This window comes from Filomicrobium sp. (genome assembly GCF_025698805.1).
Taxonomy (GTDB): domain Bacteria; phylum Pseudomonadota; class Alphaproteobacteria; order Rhizobiales; family Hyphomicrobiaceae; genus Filomicrobium; species Filomicrobium insigne.
In genome coordinates, this window is the sequence record NZ_JAILWT010000013.1 from 25,678 (window position 1) to 38,195 (window position 12,518).

Below are 12,518 nucleotides of genomic sequence, written 5' to 3' on the forward strand. Positions count from 1 at the left end.
CCTCACGATGCCCAGGGATCTCGATTGCGTCTTGGTGGTGTGTAGCGTCGATGGCGCTCCGGTTCGCGCGGATAGACGCCAGCCTTGAATGTGTGCAGGAACGCGTCGGCTTCGTCGGGCGAATAGCCGAGTTCCTTTTTCATGTCTTTTTTCGGCATCACCAGACGCTTGCCGGATGCCGTGAAGTCATACGTTACGACGGTCAATTCTCGGATCAGGCCGTCACAGCCTTCCTTCGGAATCCGGCAGTCCTTTGCCTCGAACCATTCGCGGCCAGACCACCAGAGATCGTCGCGCAATCGGAAGTTTTCAGGCTTGATCGCTTCGGTTTCAGCGACATTCACGCCGGTAATGATGTGCTGAACAGGTGAGCCAGGCTCTTCGAGAATGTCTTTGACGCCGGCGCCATACCCAATGACGTCGATGCAGATTTCTTTGGGCTTCATGTCGTTCGGCGTATGCCGGTACATATCGATAATGCGCCCGGCGATCTGCGTTTCCTTCAGGTTCTTCCAGGTCGTGATCGGCTCTAACAGGATGTTGCCTTGACGCTTGGCGAGACACGTTCGGTCATCACCAAAGCGAGCCACGTCGAGACCCCACACAGGCCACACCGGAACCGCGACGACATTTCTGCCCTTCGCCGCCTCGACGAGTTCAAGCGGAATAACCGTGTCGTCGTCAGACTTTGGAAACTCGCCCAGGACGCGGACCCGGTATTTGTTCGAGTCCTTCCCGTAAGTCGCGATAACATCGTCGATGTGATGGCGGGCACGCGGCACGTCTTCACAGTTCACATGCCAGCGCTTCCAGCGCTCCATAACCGCAGGCTTGTTGTGCGTGTCGTGGAAAAAGCCAACGCGGCGTGTGGGGTTTGAGAACAGGCAAGCCATAGCGCCAGGCGTTGAAAGCGAGCCCTGAGCGACTTCAAACACTGTCTCGAAAATGCCGCTGGCCTCGTCGCAAAGATAAAGCACCCAAGACGCATGGATGCCCTGTAGCGCTTCTGTGTTGTGCCTTGAGGCCGTGCGCCGCGTTACGAAGACCATATCGCGATGGCCCTTGATATACATGCGCTCTTCGTCGACCGTGATGTTATCGCGAAGATGCGGCGGCATTTGTCGCCACCACTTTTTGATCTCGGGCCAGTTGTTATCGCGGAGCTGATCTTGCGAGTTGGCCGTCAGGACCGCTTTCGCGTCCCAGTGCGTCGAGACGAACCACAGCGCCAAGATGGCTATCGTTGTGCCCTTGCCGACACCATGTCCGGATCGCACCGAGTGCCGCGGGTTATCGGTCGGCTTGCCGTTTGAGTCCGTGAAGAAGTTCTCAGGACGCAGAAACTCGTCTTGCCACTGTTCAAGCATCACCGCATCAGCGCCGTGCTTTTTCTTAAACTCTTGCGGCGTGAGTGCGGCGTCTTCCTCATTGTAAGGAAGGAAACCCAAGACGCCAGTCGCAAACAGCCAAGGATTGTCGTGCAGGGCAAGCCAGTGCTCGTCCAGCGCTTCAAGGTCCTTAGCTGTCGCTGCATCAAGCATCGCGTCTCCCGAAGTCGTAGCGAGACACGTAATCGTCCGGAGGCAGAGGCACCTTGCCGACGTGGTTGTTTTCAAGCTTCGTGAGGATGGCCAGCATTTGCCGCGCGTCGGCAGCCGTTAACTTGCGTGCTGGCTCAAGGATTCGGCGCAGATCACCAATCGCTCTAGCCGTCGACACAAATGGGCTCAGCGCATAACCGTTTTCGTCTGCGTAGAAGTTCTGAGGCTTTTGGAACGGGATCACTTTGGCCGGTTCGGTTTCTGTCGGCGTCATCTTAACCCACCCCATCTTCTTTAGGTTTCGCATCAAGAACCAAGCAGCCGCGGCGCCACAAATCACCGAAAGCATCGCCGAGAACTAACGCAGTTTTTTTATCAATTGTGAGTGTTGACCGTGCAAAAAATGAACCCGTCGAGCCCAGCACTGGGGTTACGCAAAATTCTAAAAGCGTCCAGTGGTCCATAAGTTCGACCGTTACTTTCCTGGCCTTTTCCCCGCTTGATACCAGGAAGGCATTTGCCGCCGCCTCTGATATTTCCAACTTTCTTTTCTGACGTTCCTCTGAACTTTCAGTCATTGCCGTTCCCTCTGTTAGCCTCGATTAATCGTCGTATTTCCCCGTAAAATCTGGATGCGTTTTCCAATAACTTTGGTGGCGTCCGGCCCGATCGTCTTCGCCGAACATGCGGACCAGTGGTCGACCCGGGAATTTCCCATGTGGCAATTCGCAGATGTACGGGCCGACGCCGTTAGGTTTGTAGAACTTCACCGTGAACGTCTGCTCATCTATGCGAATGACTTCCGCGCGGCGCTGCGTTCCGTCAGGCATTGGCAAATAGAATTGATCGCCAACGAGCAGGATGTCTTCAGAGCTGGTGCTCATCACATAGCCCCTATGTGTTCTGCCGCATGACCGTTTGCGCGGCGTTTCGGAGATGCGACAACAGCCGTTCCAAGCTGTGCCGCCATTTCAACCCAGCCGGTCAAGCGCCCAATCTCAAACATGAGCTGGCGCATCGTCATGCCGGCGGGAAAGCGCATTGTCTTGATGTCGCCCGCTACCGATATGTGAAGAGAGCAACCCGCCCAACGGCATTGATCTTCGCGGAACCCCAATTCATCGAGAGCGGATTTCACTTCGGCGCGGATTGCATCCCGTTTCATGCTGCTGCCCCTTTGGTTCTCATTTCAGCAACACGCTGAAGCATGGCAGCGAAGGAAGCGTCGCCAGATAGCTCGACTTTCTGAGTATCGCGATAATCTTCGCGGAATCTGTTTTTCATCTGGAAGCAAAACGCAGATGCGTTGAAGTCTTTCCCGAGAGAAATGCCGCGTTGTCCGCGATCTTCCCACCAAGCTTGTTCGAGTTGCTTGGCGTACCGTATGGCAACGGAAAATTCGGGATGCGCTTTAGACCAATCGTCTAGCGTTTCTCGAATAACGCCCATCGCGCAGGCAATTTGCGTCTTGGATTTCCCTTGTTCGCCGAGTTCAATTGCCAGTTCGCAGAATGAAGGATCGTACTTTGACGGTCGTCCTCTTCCGCGTTTCTCCTCTTGTGGCTTTTCGACTTTGGGTGCAGCACGCTTCGCCGCAGGCTTTTTTGCCCTCGCTGGCTTTTTGCTCTGTGCTTTCGGTGCCCGTGCCATGATCGTTACTTCAGAATGGGCTCGATGGATTCGAGCGCTTTCAGATCTTCGACATAGCCAGCGATGGTGCCAGGCTCGGTTCCGGTAAAGCCGATCTCCATGAGCTGCGTGCGGAGACGCCGCCGAATATTCTCCTTGGCCGCATCAATGATTGCCGATGTAATATCGAGCTCCACCGAGAAGGTGTTGACGACGATCACGCTGTCAGGGTTCGCGACTTGCTGTGCCTCTGCCTGCTCTGCTGCTGTTACGCGCTTAGCCATTTGTGCCTCATGATTTTTCAAGGAAACTGACTACCCAGCCTGCGCCGAACGTTAGAAGCTCTTTGCCTTCAAGCGTCGGACTGTCTGTTGTTGCGGTCCGGAGCGGCGCGCCTTTTGGGCTGACCTCAAAATGAACCACGGCGCCGTCATCGACTTCAACACGCAACGCTCTTGTGTAAGGATTCGCCGAGAGGCTTTCCGAGGAAGAGACAGCGCTGTCGACCGATAGCGTTTCGTTTGCCAAATACGGAAATTTGAGTACGTACGACGAGTTTGTTGCCAACTGCGCCGAAGATGCGATCGGAATTTGCACCAAGCCATCTATCGCGAAACATCTCACAACCGCCGTCATGCTGCCGCCCTCAGTTCAAGTTCAACCTTGCCGCGGCTATTTCGAGGAAGGCGCGATTTGCGCTTGATGCCGGTATGCTTGGCGTGAGTTCGGCCGCTGCTGACATTGAAAACGGTCTGTGGCGAGATGCTGAACAGCGTCGCTACGTCCACATAGCTCAGTCCGTCACGAACAGCAGTCACGATCGCACAGGCTTCGGACGGAGTGAGCCGGCGACCGAGTCGCTTTTCGGCCTTCGCGTCTGCCATGTTCTCGACCTGCGTTCCGCACCGGAGATGCGCGGGATTCACACAAAGCTTGCTGCAGCCAGGGCCGTGCAGGACGTTCTTTCCGCGCGGGATTGGTCCGACGTGAAGTTCCCAGCTCACACGGTGGGCCATATCGTGCTTTTTGCCGTTCTGAATCCGACCGTAACCTGAACCCGGATCGGGAGATCCTTGCCAGAGCCAGCAGGCTTCATCGCCGCCGCTCTTGTCGACCCGCGCATGAAAGCGCTCTGAGACAGAGCGTCCGCGCTTCGGTTTCGATTGTTCGGGCTTGTCGTCGCTTGGTGGAATGAGGGTGAAGAACGAGCCCAGGCGGGGCGCTCCCCTTCGGGGCTTCGAGGCCCCCAGGCCTATCAAGGCCAATTGTCCTATGAGTTTCATCGTTTGGTTCGCTCAGCATGTGTTGCACTGGTCTTCACGGTCGCTCTCACACGACCCACGCAACGCAACTGAACAAGGCCCTCAGCAGACGAGCTGAGCGGCGCCGGGTGAAACCCTTCTGAAACCCCCGACGCCACCACGAGCCCCTACGCGCCGTGCTGAGCGGCAAAGACAGTCAGACCCCTCCAACTGCCAAAGCAACGAATCGTATTGTCGCCAATGCAAAACGTCGCCTTATTGTCAATATACTTGATAAGGTTCAAGTAAGCAAGCAAAAACCGTGCGTAACATACGGAAAAGCCTTGTTTTTTGTCGATTTGTAGCATGAGATTATGCCTCTATAAAAATCTAAAGCTTTGAATTAACTGTGTTTTATTATTTTGATCGAACTGCGTCAACTTGTCGCATATCTTTTGTTGAAAACAATAGTGACAGACGTGGCCAAATAAGGCACGCGCGCGATCAGGCAAAGAAAAAGCCGCCTCGTTGGGCGGCTCTCTTACGCTTGATTGTCTCGCTCATCAGAACGGAATCGGATCGCCAAAATCGGCCGGATCATACGGACGTTCCGAGGCCGTTTCCGGCTCTGGTGTCGACGCTTCCCGATCAATCGCTGTTTTCTGATAGTCGACGCGCTGCTGAGGCTCTTCGACCAGGAGATTCCAGATTGCTTGGCCGCTATCGGAGACCTGGTTCGATTTCAAAAGCAGAACGTTTGCGCTTCCCATGCGACCGCGGAAATACTGATTGCCGTTTTTGCTCGTGGACTCATACAAGCGCGCGAGTTGAACTTTAGAGTTGTATGACATTTTAAAGTGTTCCCTCTTTTTTGCGTCGGTAGTAGGTGCGCCGGCTGATGCCAATCGCCTTCCACGGCTCTGTTGTGCTTTCAGCTTCATGCCCGGCCCACCGGACCGCCATTCCGCGCTTTCCTAGATAGGACTGGCGCGCTGAAAACTTTTCAGCTGAGAAATGCGTCCAGGTCCACTTAGCGACGCTCTTCGCGATTGCCCGGCATTCAGCGATATTCATCGCTACCGGGAACTGCCTATTCAGGCCCAAAGCGAGTTCTACGCAGCGCGTTAGCCAGTCCCCATAGTCGGCCCCGCGCGATTTATAGCCTCGGACCTCCCTATAAGCGATAGAGCGTAACTCATCGAAAACAGTCACATTCCTGCCAGCGCCGAAAGCCCGCTCTTTTGCAGGATCTGGCCGCATGTCGCGTTCAAACAGATGCCCCTCTAATTCACCAAGCGAATACGGGTCTTCGCGACGCCATTCTACTCTCCAGTGATCGCTAATTGGGTTTTTGGCAATAAGCCCAGAATAGTAAGGATCAGATTCAAGGCGCCGGACTATTCCGCGCTCGACAGCCGCATAAAAACGAAGCGGTTCGAGCCGCGCCAAATTATGCCGCGCGACAGGCGTTTTCATTAGGTAGGCCGCATGCGCGTGATTGTTGGCTGGGTTTATCATGATGACGTTCGGCTGAGGCAAATTCGCGTCGTCATGCGCATAGTAGGCGCCCGGCCGGTCTATATCGTGAACCATCCACTGAAACGACGCCGGGCCATTCAACTGAAGGTGGCGCCGCTGAAGTGCGACCGACTTTTTTCTTATTTGCAACCCGTGGTCGAGATTATCGGCGCAATAGGGTTTCTTCGGTATTAGATCAGAAAAAACATCAGCGTTGAGCTTGCCGCACGAAGACGCTGCGCTTTGCTGGAAACCCTTGCTCTGGCTCTTTTCGTTGAATTTGGCTTTGCTCGATGTGGCCGCACCGACCGACACGCGCTTCGCTTTTGGGCTTCGCTTTGTCGGTGCGGAAATCTGAGTGTCAAAGGGCCGCTCAGACGGGCTATTATCTGATAAGGTTATAGTGCCACGACCAACAAGCAATACCGGCCGCGTTGTTGACATCGACGTTGACGCCGAATCGTTAATTTGATAGGACTTCATATCAGAAGCCCCGCTTCGGTTAAGGGTTTCATTGTTGATCCTTTCGAGTCTCTAGGGTCACGTTCAGCAAAACCGAATTGGCGGTCCTCAGCGTCTCACCGCTTCGACCGCAACACCTACGCAACTGAGAACAGAAACTCAGACACCAACAAAAAAACCGCCTTCGAGTGCTCCCAACACTCCGGGCGGTTTTTCATTTATCGGGCCACGCACGCGGCCGATAGCCATCCATTAACGCACTCATCAAAAGCCGCGTTGTCTGCGGAGGGTTACGCTTGCCAATCTCATAATAGTAGATTGCCTTGCGCGTCTTTCCGAGCAAAGTCGCCGCGTGCTCGCCGGATAATTCCATCTCAGCGAGCCAGCGGTTAAACGAGTTTTCGGTGCTCAATTCCCTCATTGGCATTTTTTCAATATACAGTAATTTTGTTCTTGACGTCAACAGTTCTTTAACATCTTGCTAATTCGTGCAGGCTTTGTGCTCGTTTCGTGCTGGTAGCCTCTTTGAAATTGCAAAGCTTTTGGCAATTTTCGCGCAAGGTTCAGAGAAATTTCGTCGAGAAACCGGAACAACGCCGTTCCGGATCGGAATGACGGCATTCCGAAAAGTGCCCCGTATATGGGGCGGATGGAAATGGGCAACCCGTCCGGTTTAACACGACCAGTTCAAAAGAATTTCTGCGGTGGAAACCCTATCACGGAAAGCAGGGCATTATTTCCCCGGCATTACGTGCACCCCTTTCACATGCTGACAGGGGTATTTCTCGAAATAGGGCTGTCAGCAGTTGACAGGGGTTGCCGGAATAGGCCTGTCACGTGGTGACAGGGGTAGATTTCGATTGTCGCGTTGATTGCCGTTTGCTTGCCTTTGTTCTTGCCCCTCTGCTGGCCCTTTTTGTGACCGGACGCATTTTCACAATCTCGAAAACCCTTATTTCTGAATCGTTTAGCTCATTGTGCTACTGGCCCTTTAATTGCCCTTGTACTGGCCCTTTTGATTGCCCCTATTGGAATGCCTTGGGAATGTTTCCCCCTACCGGGTAGACTCGGGTTGAACAGGAGCGCTAGCAGGGCGTTGGGCTTCGGGAAGCTTTTCGAGGATCCAACGAGCGCGCGGATCGGCACCACGGCGCTAAGGCAGAACGCATAAAGGTTCGAGCCCTGCACTGCCTGGACGAACGTCACGCCGTTGCGCTCGATCTCACGACGCACCAAGCGCCGCGTTACGATCAAGAGGCCGGCAGCTTCCAAGCTCCGCAAGGCCCTGCAGATCGTTTGACGGCAAAAGCCCGTTTGCTTCTGGATTGCGCTGTAACTCGGGTTGCATAGACCGTTGCCGCGATTGGCGAAGTGCAGCACCAGCACGCGAAGGACAGTCAGGCCGGTTAGGCCCAGCACACCCGATCGCTTACCGGGAAGCTTTGAGGCCCGCTCGATCGCTTCGGCCTTGGCGATCAGCTTCGCCCGTCCGTTCCGATCAAGTGGCGTGCAGTGTTTCGAGATATCAGTAACGAACCGTGCTTCAGCGCGGTAGCGACGCGCGCGTGTTGGTGCCGGCCGGGAGCCGGCCAGCAGATCGCCTAGGCTGCGCATGGGCATTGCGCTCCTTTTCTCAGGCCGCAGGCGAGCAGACACAGCTTTCCCGTGTTGCGAATCACCCCGAATTATGAGAGAAGGGAGCTGTCAGACATCCTTCCCGTATCGGGATCATTCGCAATTGCCTCGCCCTCACGGCGGGGTTTTTGCTTTTTGTGACGCTACGCTACTGAATATCTTGTATAGAAAAGCTTCATACAACGCACAAGTTATACACAGGTTGTCACGCTAATACGATTCGCGTCCATGCTCATACATCGAATAAGTTTGACTTGTTGCACTTGCGTCACTTGTGATGGTTAACAGCATATGATACCTATGAATCATGACGAGCGCAGATACATCGAACCGAGAAGACGGCCCGCTTACGGAGCGGATCATTGCCCCCATGTCTAAGGCGATGGTCGACGCTATTGCGGACTATCGGTTTGGTAATCGGCTTGAAAGTAAGTCTGAGGCAGTCCGCCGCTTGATCGCAGCCGGACTGCGCGCCGAGGGTATCGCGTTTGATGCGGGCCAAGACGGTAAGTAAACGCCTCTCTTTTCAGCGTAGCCAGTACAAAGATAACCGCTAACTAAGTACGGTTAGATAGCTGTTATCTTGAGTGAAGTAGATAACCGATATCGTGCTTTGTTGGATATCAGTTATCTATTAATGGTAGATAGCAGTTATCTGCACGGCATGAGATAACCGATATCGTCGTCTGTGAGTTAGCGGTTATCTGAATGTTAAGAGATAGCAGTTATCAATAATAGGACGGATAACCGATAGCCACACGCGCCGAATAACCGCTATCGTTTAGAGATTCGCGGGAAGGGGCTTAGGAAAATGAAGGTTGTCACAATCGCAGCACCCAAGGGTGGCGCCACAAAGACGACAACAACAACTCTGCTTGCCGTGCGGGCCGTGCAGGATAAGCAGCGCGTTTGCCTGATTGACCTTAATGCCGATCAGGCAAACTTGGCGCAGTGGCATGTGACGCGCGGTAGCCCTAAGAACCCACACCTAGAAGAAGACATAGAGCGCATTACGCGAGATGTAGGGGTAATCCAAAAGAGCGGAGCTTTTGACTGGTTGTTTATCGACACGCCTCCGCTAGACATGGACGTGATCGAAAACGCTGTCCTTGTCGCAGATTGCGTCATTGTTCCTGTCCGCGCCTCAATATTCGATGTTGGCGCCGTCGACGCTGTTGTTGAGATGTGCAAACGGCACAAAAAGCCGTTCGCCTTTCTGATGTCCGCAGTAGATACCCGCTTCAAGGATCTAAACGCTTCGGCATTGAATGCTCTTGTCAACGACGGGCCGGTTCTAGGCACGCGAATTAGCTACCGGCTCCCATACATAAACGCCGCAACGAATGGAAAAACGGGACCTGAGATCGACAAGAAGCTTCAGACAGAGGTCGACTCGTTGTGGACTGAAGTGCGCACTCTCGCCGGCGACGAAACGCTTAAAACGTCGAAAGAAAAGCGGCGGAGAATGGCATGACCGCAAAGGGCAGCGACGACAATGTTCCAGTCTTCGATATGGCAGCAGCGAAGGCTAACTTTCATCCAGTAATAGACAATTCTAGGAAGGGTCGAAAAGCGCGGCACCAAGCAGTCAGCAGGGCCAAAGACGGGAGATCCTTGCGGGCCACGGGGCGCACTGAGCAGTTCAATTTTAAATCGACGCCAGGGCTCAAGAAGCAAGCGCAAGCCGCAGCTCAAAAGCAGGGTTTGACGTTGGCTGAATGGATGGAAAACGCCGTTAAAGCGGCGCTCGGGGTAGACGGGGGACAAACCTAATGCGCATCGCAGTTGGCCTATTCGGCTTCATGTGCGGCCTGATCGTGATAGGACTCGTGGGCCGATACGGATTCAAGAGCACCGACATTGAGGCCGACGCCTGGATCATGGCGTTTCTGTTTGGTGCCGTCGCGGCTGGCGGCTTGTTCGGGCATGGTGTCGCTGTCAGGCTTTGGCGTCACAGCAAGGTAGCCGCGCTTTGCATGGGGTTTGTGTCGATCGCCGCGCTCATGCTCAACCTGTCCAACTCACTTGGAGCTATCGCTGGCAGATCAGATCAAGCGACGATGGAGCGTGTTAGCACGAATAGAGCAATCAGAGCGGCCGAGGCGGAACTGCAAAGACTGACCGAGTTGCGCGACGCGCTGCCCCCATTCGTTCAGACAGACGCGGCCGCAGTAGAAGCGGCCCAGCTTGCGGCGGAGGCCGCGGCGAACATGCGCAAGGCGGAGTGCGCAGACGGAAAGCCGAGCCAAAGAGGTCGGAATTGTCGGGACCGCGAAGCCGACGAGCGCGCGGCCAATGATCGATTGGCGCAAACGACGGCCGCAAAGGCTGCAACCGACCGCGCGCTATCCCTTGAGGCCCGCGCGCAAGAGCAGCGCAACAAACTCACCGCCCTTGGCCCGATTGTCACCGTAGACGTCCAGGGCACAGCAATTGCGAAGTTGTTTCGCTTGCCAGACAACGAGGCCAGCTTTCTAGCTACCGCGCAGCAGTTTGGCCTAGCCGCCGTCGTCGAGCTGATTATTCTCATGTGCGTCGTGTCGTGGGAAGTGCTCGCGCCGGAAGCTACGCCGCGCGTTGTAAGACGCACTAAAGATTCAGAAGAACAGCCCCAAGCAGCGGTAGTTGCGGAGCCGTCCGCGCCGACGCGCCTGACGCCCCCAAGACCGCAACTGGTATCGACAAGCACCGAACCCCCGGCTGGGCCAGTGCATGCGATAATGGCTGCCGTGCTTGAGCCTATGAAGGGCGCTCGTGTTGAGCTTGGGCTCGGGTATGTCCGTTACACCGCCGAATGCAAGGCCCAGAACAAGAAGCCTGTCGATCCTGATGTTTACGCCGAGGCAGTGGCTAAGTTCTGCGCCGTGACGGGAATTAAGGCGAAGATCGAAGGTGATAAACTTTACCTAATGAATGTGCAACTCAACGAACCAGCCAGCCAGATAGCGGAGGGTTAGAATGACCTGTCACGACTGCCACCACCGTCACGATATTTCATGGGCCAGCGCCTTCGCTTGGGCGCTCAAGGTTAGCGTGTGGCTGTTGATCGCGTACATTGGCGCAAGCTTTCTCGTCATGGGAACGGCACGCGTATGCCTCGATGATCAGGTTAAGTGCGCGGAGTGGGCCAAGTGATGCAGCGCAAAACCAAGCATGGACACTCCCCAAGGACCGAGGCCGAACGCCAATGGGATGCCGTCTCAGAGACGCCAGAACGGCGAATCCAGATCGAGACTAAGAGACGTGGCAAATATAAAAAGTCCGGATACATTGTTGACCGTTCAACTCGGCTCTATACGCCGAAGGACGGTCGATAATGGAGGCGCGCGCCATGTCGTTTGAGAAATTTTTTGAAGGCCTCGCTACCGCTGCCATGTATGTGACTTGCGGATTTGGAATCTTGTCACTTTACACATGGGCAAGGGACGACTTCCCCCGCGAGGGATGGAAAGCGTTCGAGCGCACTGAATTGATGATTTGCCTCATTGCCCTAACTGTCTGCATCGCTGCGGATATCGTCGTCGCCGAGATCAGGAAACGCCAGGGATGAAAGTCGGATACTGCCGTGTCTCTACGGACGATCAGAGCCTAGACATCCAGCAGGACCAGCTTAAGGCGGCCGGATGCGAGCGCATCTATGAAGAGAAAATATCCGGCAAGGACGCCGGAAACCGTCCGGAGCTGGCAAAGGTGCTGGCATTCGTGCGCGAGGGCGATGTTATCGTCGTCACTAAGCTAGACCGCTTGGCGCGCAACACACTCGATATGCTGACGATCATCACCGATCTTGGCGAACGCGGCGTGAAATTCACGAGCCTTGCCGAGCCGTGGGCGAATACTGACAGCCCAGCCGCCAAGCTCATGTTGACCATGATGGCGGGCGTTGCCACGTTCGAGCGCGAGCGCATACGGGAACGTCAGGCCGAAGGCATCAAGCGGGCCAAGGAGAATGGCGCCTATAAGGGCAGCAAGCGACGGTTTGATCCTGAGAAGATCCGCGAGCTTGCCGAGCAGGGCATGGGCCCCACGGAAATCATGCGAGAGATTGGCGCAAAATCGACAATGACCGTATATCGCGCCCTTAATGAGACGACGGCATAAGGCCGTTGCATATGCCTACATTCGTAAAATAGCTAACTTGTTTAGCCTTGGCTCAATCAAGCCTCGCTGTCACGCTCGCTGGCCACTGCCCCCGCGGCGTCTGCTCCAACAAATCCGCAATCACCGTCACATATTCAGGCACGTCCTTGCGGCCTTTAACCATACGGCTGACGTGCTCGGGAGTAACCCCAAGCACCCGCGCTGCCCTGATCTGCGAGCCTAATATGCTGGCTAAGCGTTCTGCGTCGTTCATGGGGCTATCATAGAACGATTAATGATCAATGATCAAGAAAAAATGCGTAAGAAGGCACTTTTCTTGATCTAGCCACTTGACCTAAGATCAATATTGGGCTATATTCATAATCAGCGACGGCCGAGGCGGTAAACCGAA

Annotated in this window: 21 protein-coding genes; 7 read left to right on the plus strand and 14 right to left on the minus strand. The window is 54.8% G+C overall.

What is annotated here, in order from left to right:
- Positions 1-2: 2 nt before the first annotated feature.
- From K5845_RS20125 to K5845_RS20185, 13 genes are all read right to left on the minus strand, one after another.
- Positions 3-1,541, minus strand: a complete 1,539-nt coding sequence (locus K5845_RS20125) for a hypothetical protein (RefSeq protein WP_287959835.1) — start codon at positions 1,539-1,541, stop codon at positions 3-5.
- Entirely contained in the window at positions 1,534-1,815 is a 282-nt protein-coding gene (locus K5845_RS20130) for a hypothetical protein (protein ID WP_287959836.1), read from the minus strand. The genes K5845_RS20125 and K5845_RS20130 overlap by 8 nt, the downstream gene beginning before the upstream one ends.
- Before the next feature lies 1 nt (position 1,816).
- Positions 1,817-2,119 (minus strand): hypothetical protein, encoded by a 303-nt coding sequence (locus K5845_RS20135; RefSeq protein ID WP_287959837.1) that lies wholly within the window; start codon positions 2,117-2,119, stop codon positions 1,817-1,819.
- 24 nt (positions 2,120-2,143) lie between these two features.
- A complete protein-coding gene (locus K5845_RS20140) occupies positions 2,144-2,425 on the minus strand; it encodes a hypothetical protein (protein ID WP_287959838.1) in 282 nt (93 codons plus the stop codon).
- The gene (locus tag K5845_RS20145) at positions 2,425-2,706 is read right to left on the minus strand and encodes a hypothetical protein (protein WP_287959839.1); all 282 of its coding nucleotides are present in this window, start codon (positions 2,704-2,706) and stop codon (positions 2,425-2,427) included. The genes K5845_RS20140 and K5845_RS20145 overlap by 1 nt, the downstream gene beginning before the upstream one ends.
- On the minus strand, positions 2,703-3,191 hold the full coding sequence (locus K5845_RS20150; protein ID WP_287959840.1) for a hypothetical protein: 489 nt from the start codon (positions 3,189-3,191) through the stop codon (positions 2,703-2,705). The genes K5845_RS20145 and K5845_RS20150 overlap by 4 nt, the downstream gene beginning before the upstream one ends.
- Positions 3,192-3,196: 5 nt before the next feature.
- A complete protein-coding gene (locus K5845_RS20155) occupies positions 3,197-3,454 on the minus strand; it encodes a hypothetical protein (protein ID WP_287959841.1) in 258 nt (85 codons plus the stop codon).
- A gap of 7 nt (positions 3,455-3,461) precedes the next feature.
- Positions 3,462-3,806, minus strand: a complete 345-nt coding sequence (locus K5845_RS20160) for a hypothetical protein (RefSeq protein WP_287959842.1) — start codon at positions 3,804-3,806, stop codon at positions 3,462-3,464.
- Complete coding sequence (locus K5845_RS20165) at positions 3,803-4,453, minus strand: HNH endonuclease signature motif containing protein (RefSeq protein WP_287959843.1); 651 nt, start codon at positions 4,451-4,453, stop codon at positions 3,803-3,805. Before K5845_RS20165 ends, K5845_RS20160 begins: the two co-directional genes overlap by 4 nt.
- A gap of 521 nt (positions 4,454-4,974) precedes the next feature.
- Positions 4,975-5,262 carry a hypothetical protein gene (locus K5845_RS20170; protein WP_287959844.1) on the minus strand — a complete coding sequence of 96 codons (288 nt, stop codon included), beginning with the start codon at positions 5,260-5,262 and terminating at the stop codon, positions 4,975-4,977.
- 1 nt (position 5,263) lies between these two features.
- Positions 5,264-6,412, minus strand: a complete 1,149-nt coding sequence (locus tag K5845_RS20175; protein WP_353736559.1) for a replication initiation protein — start codon at positions 6,410-6,412, stop codon at positions 5,264-5,266.
- Between the two features lie 193 nt (positions 6,413-6,605).
- A complete protein-coding gene (locus K5845_RS20180; RefSeq protein ID WP_287959846.1) occupies positions 6,606-6,812 on the minus strand; it encodes a hypothetical protein in 207 nt (68 codons plus the stop codon).
- Positions 6,813-7,363: 551 nt separating this feature from the next.
- Positions 7,364-8,005, minus strand: a complete 642-nt coding sequence (locus tag K5845_RS20185) for a helix-turn-helix domain-containing protein (RefSeq protein ID WP_287959847.1) — start codon at positions 8,003-8,005, stop codon at positions 7,364-7,366.
- Positions 8,006-8,333: 328 nt separating this feature from the next.
- Here K5845_RS20185 and K5845_RS20190 point away from each other — a divergent pair, with 328 nt between their 5' ends.
- The 7 genes from K5845_RS20190 (at position 8,334) to K5845_RS20220 (ending at position 12,127) form a co-directional block, all read left to right on the plus strand.
- Positions 8,334-8,540 (plus strand): hypothetical protein, encoded by a 207-nt coding sequence (locus tag K5845_RS20190; protein ID WP_287959848.1) that lies wholly within the window; start codon positions 8,334-8,336, stop codon positions 8,538-8,540.
- 297 nt (positions 8,541-8,837) lie between these two features.
- Positions 8,838-9,500, plus strand: a complete 663-nt coding sequence (locus tag K5845_RS20195) for an AAA family ATPase (protein ID WP_287959849.1) — start codon at positions 8,838-8,840, stop codon at positions 9,498-9,500.
- Positions 9,497-9,799, plus strand: coding sequence for a hypothetical protein (locus tag K5845_RS20200; protein ID WP_287959850.1), 303 nt, complete (start codon positions 9,497-9,499; stop codon positions 9,797-9,799). Before K5845_RS20195 ends, K5845_RS20200 begins: the two co-directional genes overlap by 4 nt.
- Positions 9,799-10,983 (plus strand): hypothetical protein, encoded by a 1,185-nt coding sequence (locus K5845_RS20205; protein WP_287959851.1) that lies wholly within the window; start codon positions 9,799-9,801, stop codon positions 10,981-10,983. The genes K5845_RS20200 and K5845_RS20205 overlap by 1 nt, the downstream gene beginning before the upstream one ends.
- A 1-nt stretch (position 10,984) precedes the next feature.
- Positions 10,985-11,161 (plus strand): hypothetical protein, encoded by a 177-nt coding sequence (locus tag K5845_RS20210; protein WP_287959852.1) that lies wholly within the window; start codon positions 10,985-10,987, stop codon positions 11,159-11,161.
- A gap of 196 nt (positions 11,162-11,357) precedes the next feature.
- Entirely contained in the window at positions 11,358-11,576 is a 219-nt protein-coding gene (locus K5845_RS20215) for a hypothetical protein (protein ID WP_287959853.1), read from the plus strand.
- Positions 11,573-12,127 (plus strand): recombinase family protein, encoded by a 555-nt coding sequence (locus K5845_RS20220; protein ID WP_287959854.1) that lies wholly within the window; start codon positions 11,573-11,575, stop codon positions 12,125-12,127. The genes K5845_RS20215 and K5845_RS20220 overlap by 4 nt, the downstream gene beginning before the upstream one ends.
- Before the next feature lie 52 nt (positions 12,128-12,179).
- On the opposite strand, the gene K5845_RS20225 is transcribed toward K5845_RS20220, so the two are convergent.
- Positions 12,180-12,380 carry a helix-turn-helix domain-containing protein gene (locus K5845_RS20225; RefSeq protein ID WP_287959855.1) on the minus strand — a complete coding sequence of 67 codons (201 nt, stop codon included), beginning with the start codon at positions 12,378-12,380 and terminating at the stop codon, positions 12,180-12,182.
- Positions 12,381-12,518: the final 138 nt, after the last annotated feature.

Coding starts and splice junctions, on each gene's coding strand:
- K5845_RS20125 (WP_287959835.1), bottom strand. CDS start 1,541: ATGCTTGATGCAGCGACAGCTAAGGACCTTGAAGCGCTGGACGAGCAC.
- K5845_RS20130 (WP_287959836.1), bottom strand. CDS start 1,815: ATGACGCCGACAGAAACCGAACCGGCCAAAGTGATCCCGTTCCAAAAG.
- K5845_RS20135 (WP_287959837.1), bottom strand. CDS start 2,119: ATGACTGAAAGTTCAGAGGAACGTCAGAAAAGAAAGTTGGAAATATCA.
- K5845_RS20140 (WP_287959838.1), bottom strand. CDS start 2,425: ATGAGCACCAGCTCTGAAGACATCCTGCTCGTTGGCGATCAATTCTAT.
- K5845_RS20145 (WP_287959839.1), bottom strand. CDS start 2,706: ATGAAACGGGATGCAATCCGCGCCGAAGTGAAATCCGCTCTCGATGAA.
- K5845_RS20150 (WP_287959840.1), bottom strand. CDS start 3,191: ATGGCACGGGCACCGAAAGCACAGAGCAAAAAGCCAGCGAGGGCAAAA.
- K5845_RS20155 (WP_287959841.1), bottom strand. CDS start 3,454: ATGGCTAAGCGCGTAACAGCAGCAGAGCAGGCAGAGGCACAGCAAGTC.
- K5845_RS20160 (WP_287959842.1), bottom strand. CDS start 3,806: ATGACGGCGGTTGTGAGATGTTTCGCGATAGATGGCTTGGTGCAAATT.
- K5845_RS20165 (WP_287959843.1), bottom strand. CDS start 4,453: ATGAAACTCATAGGACAATTGGCCTTGATAGGCCTGGGGGCCTCGAAG.
- K5845_RS20170 (WP_287959844.1), bottom strand. CDS start 5,262: ATGTCATACAACTCTAAAGTTCAACTCGCGCGCTTGTATGAGTCCACG.
- K5845_RS20175 (WP_353736559.1), bottom strand. CDS start 6,412: ATGAAGTCCTATCAAATTAACGATTCGGCGTCAACGTCGATGTCAACA.
- K5845_RS20180 (WP_287959846.1), bottom strand. CDS start 6,812: ATGAGGGAATTGAGCACCGAAAACTCGTTTAACCGCTGGCTCGCTGAG.
- K5845_RS20185 (WP_287959847.1), bottom strand. CDS start 8,005: ATGCGCAGCCTAGGCGATCTGCTGGCCGGCTCCCGGCCGGCACCAACA.
- K5845_RS20190 (WP_287959848.1), top strand. CDS start 8,334: ATGACGAGCGCAGATACATCGAACCGAGAAGACGGCCCGCTTACGGAG.
- K5845_RS20195 (WP_287959849.1), top strand. CDS start 8,838: ATGAAGGTTGTCACAATCGCAGCACCCAAGGGTGGCGCCACAAAGACG.
- K5845_RS20200 (WP_287959850.1), top strand. CDS start 9,497: ATGACCGCAAAGGGCAGCGACGACAATGTTCCAGTCTTCGATATGGCA.
- K5845_RS20205 (WP_287959851.1), top strand. CDS start 9,799: ATGCGCATCGCAGTTGGCCTATTCGGCTTCATGTGCGGCCTGATCGTG.
- K5845_RS20210 (WP_287959852.1), top strand. CDS start 10,985: ATGACCTGTCACGACTGCCACCACCGTCACGATATTTCATGGGCCAGC.
- K5845_RS20215 (WP_287959853.1), top strand. CDS start 11,358: ATGTCGTTTGAGAAATTTTTTGAAGGCCTCGCTACCGCTGCCATGTAT.
- K5845_RS20220 (WP_287959854.1), top strand. CDS start 11,573: ATGAAAGTCGGATACTGCCGTGTCTCTACGGACGATCAGAGCCTAGAC.
- K5845_RS20225 (WP_287959855.1), bottom strand. CDS start 12,380: ATGAACGACGCAGAACGCTTAGCCAGCATATTAGGCTCGCAGATCAGG.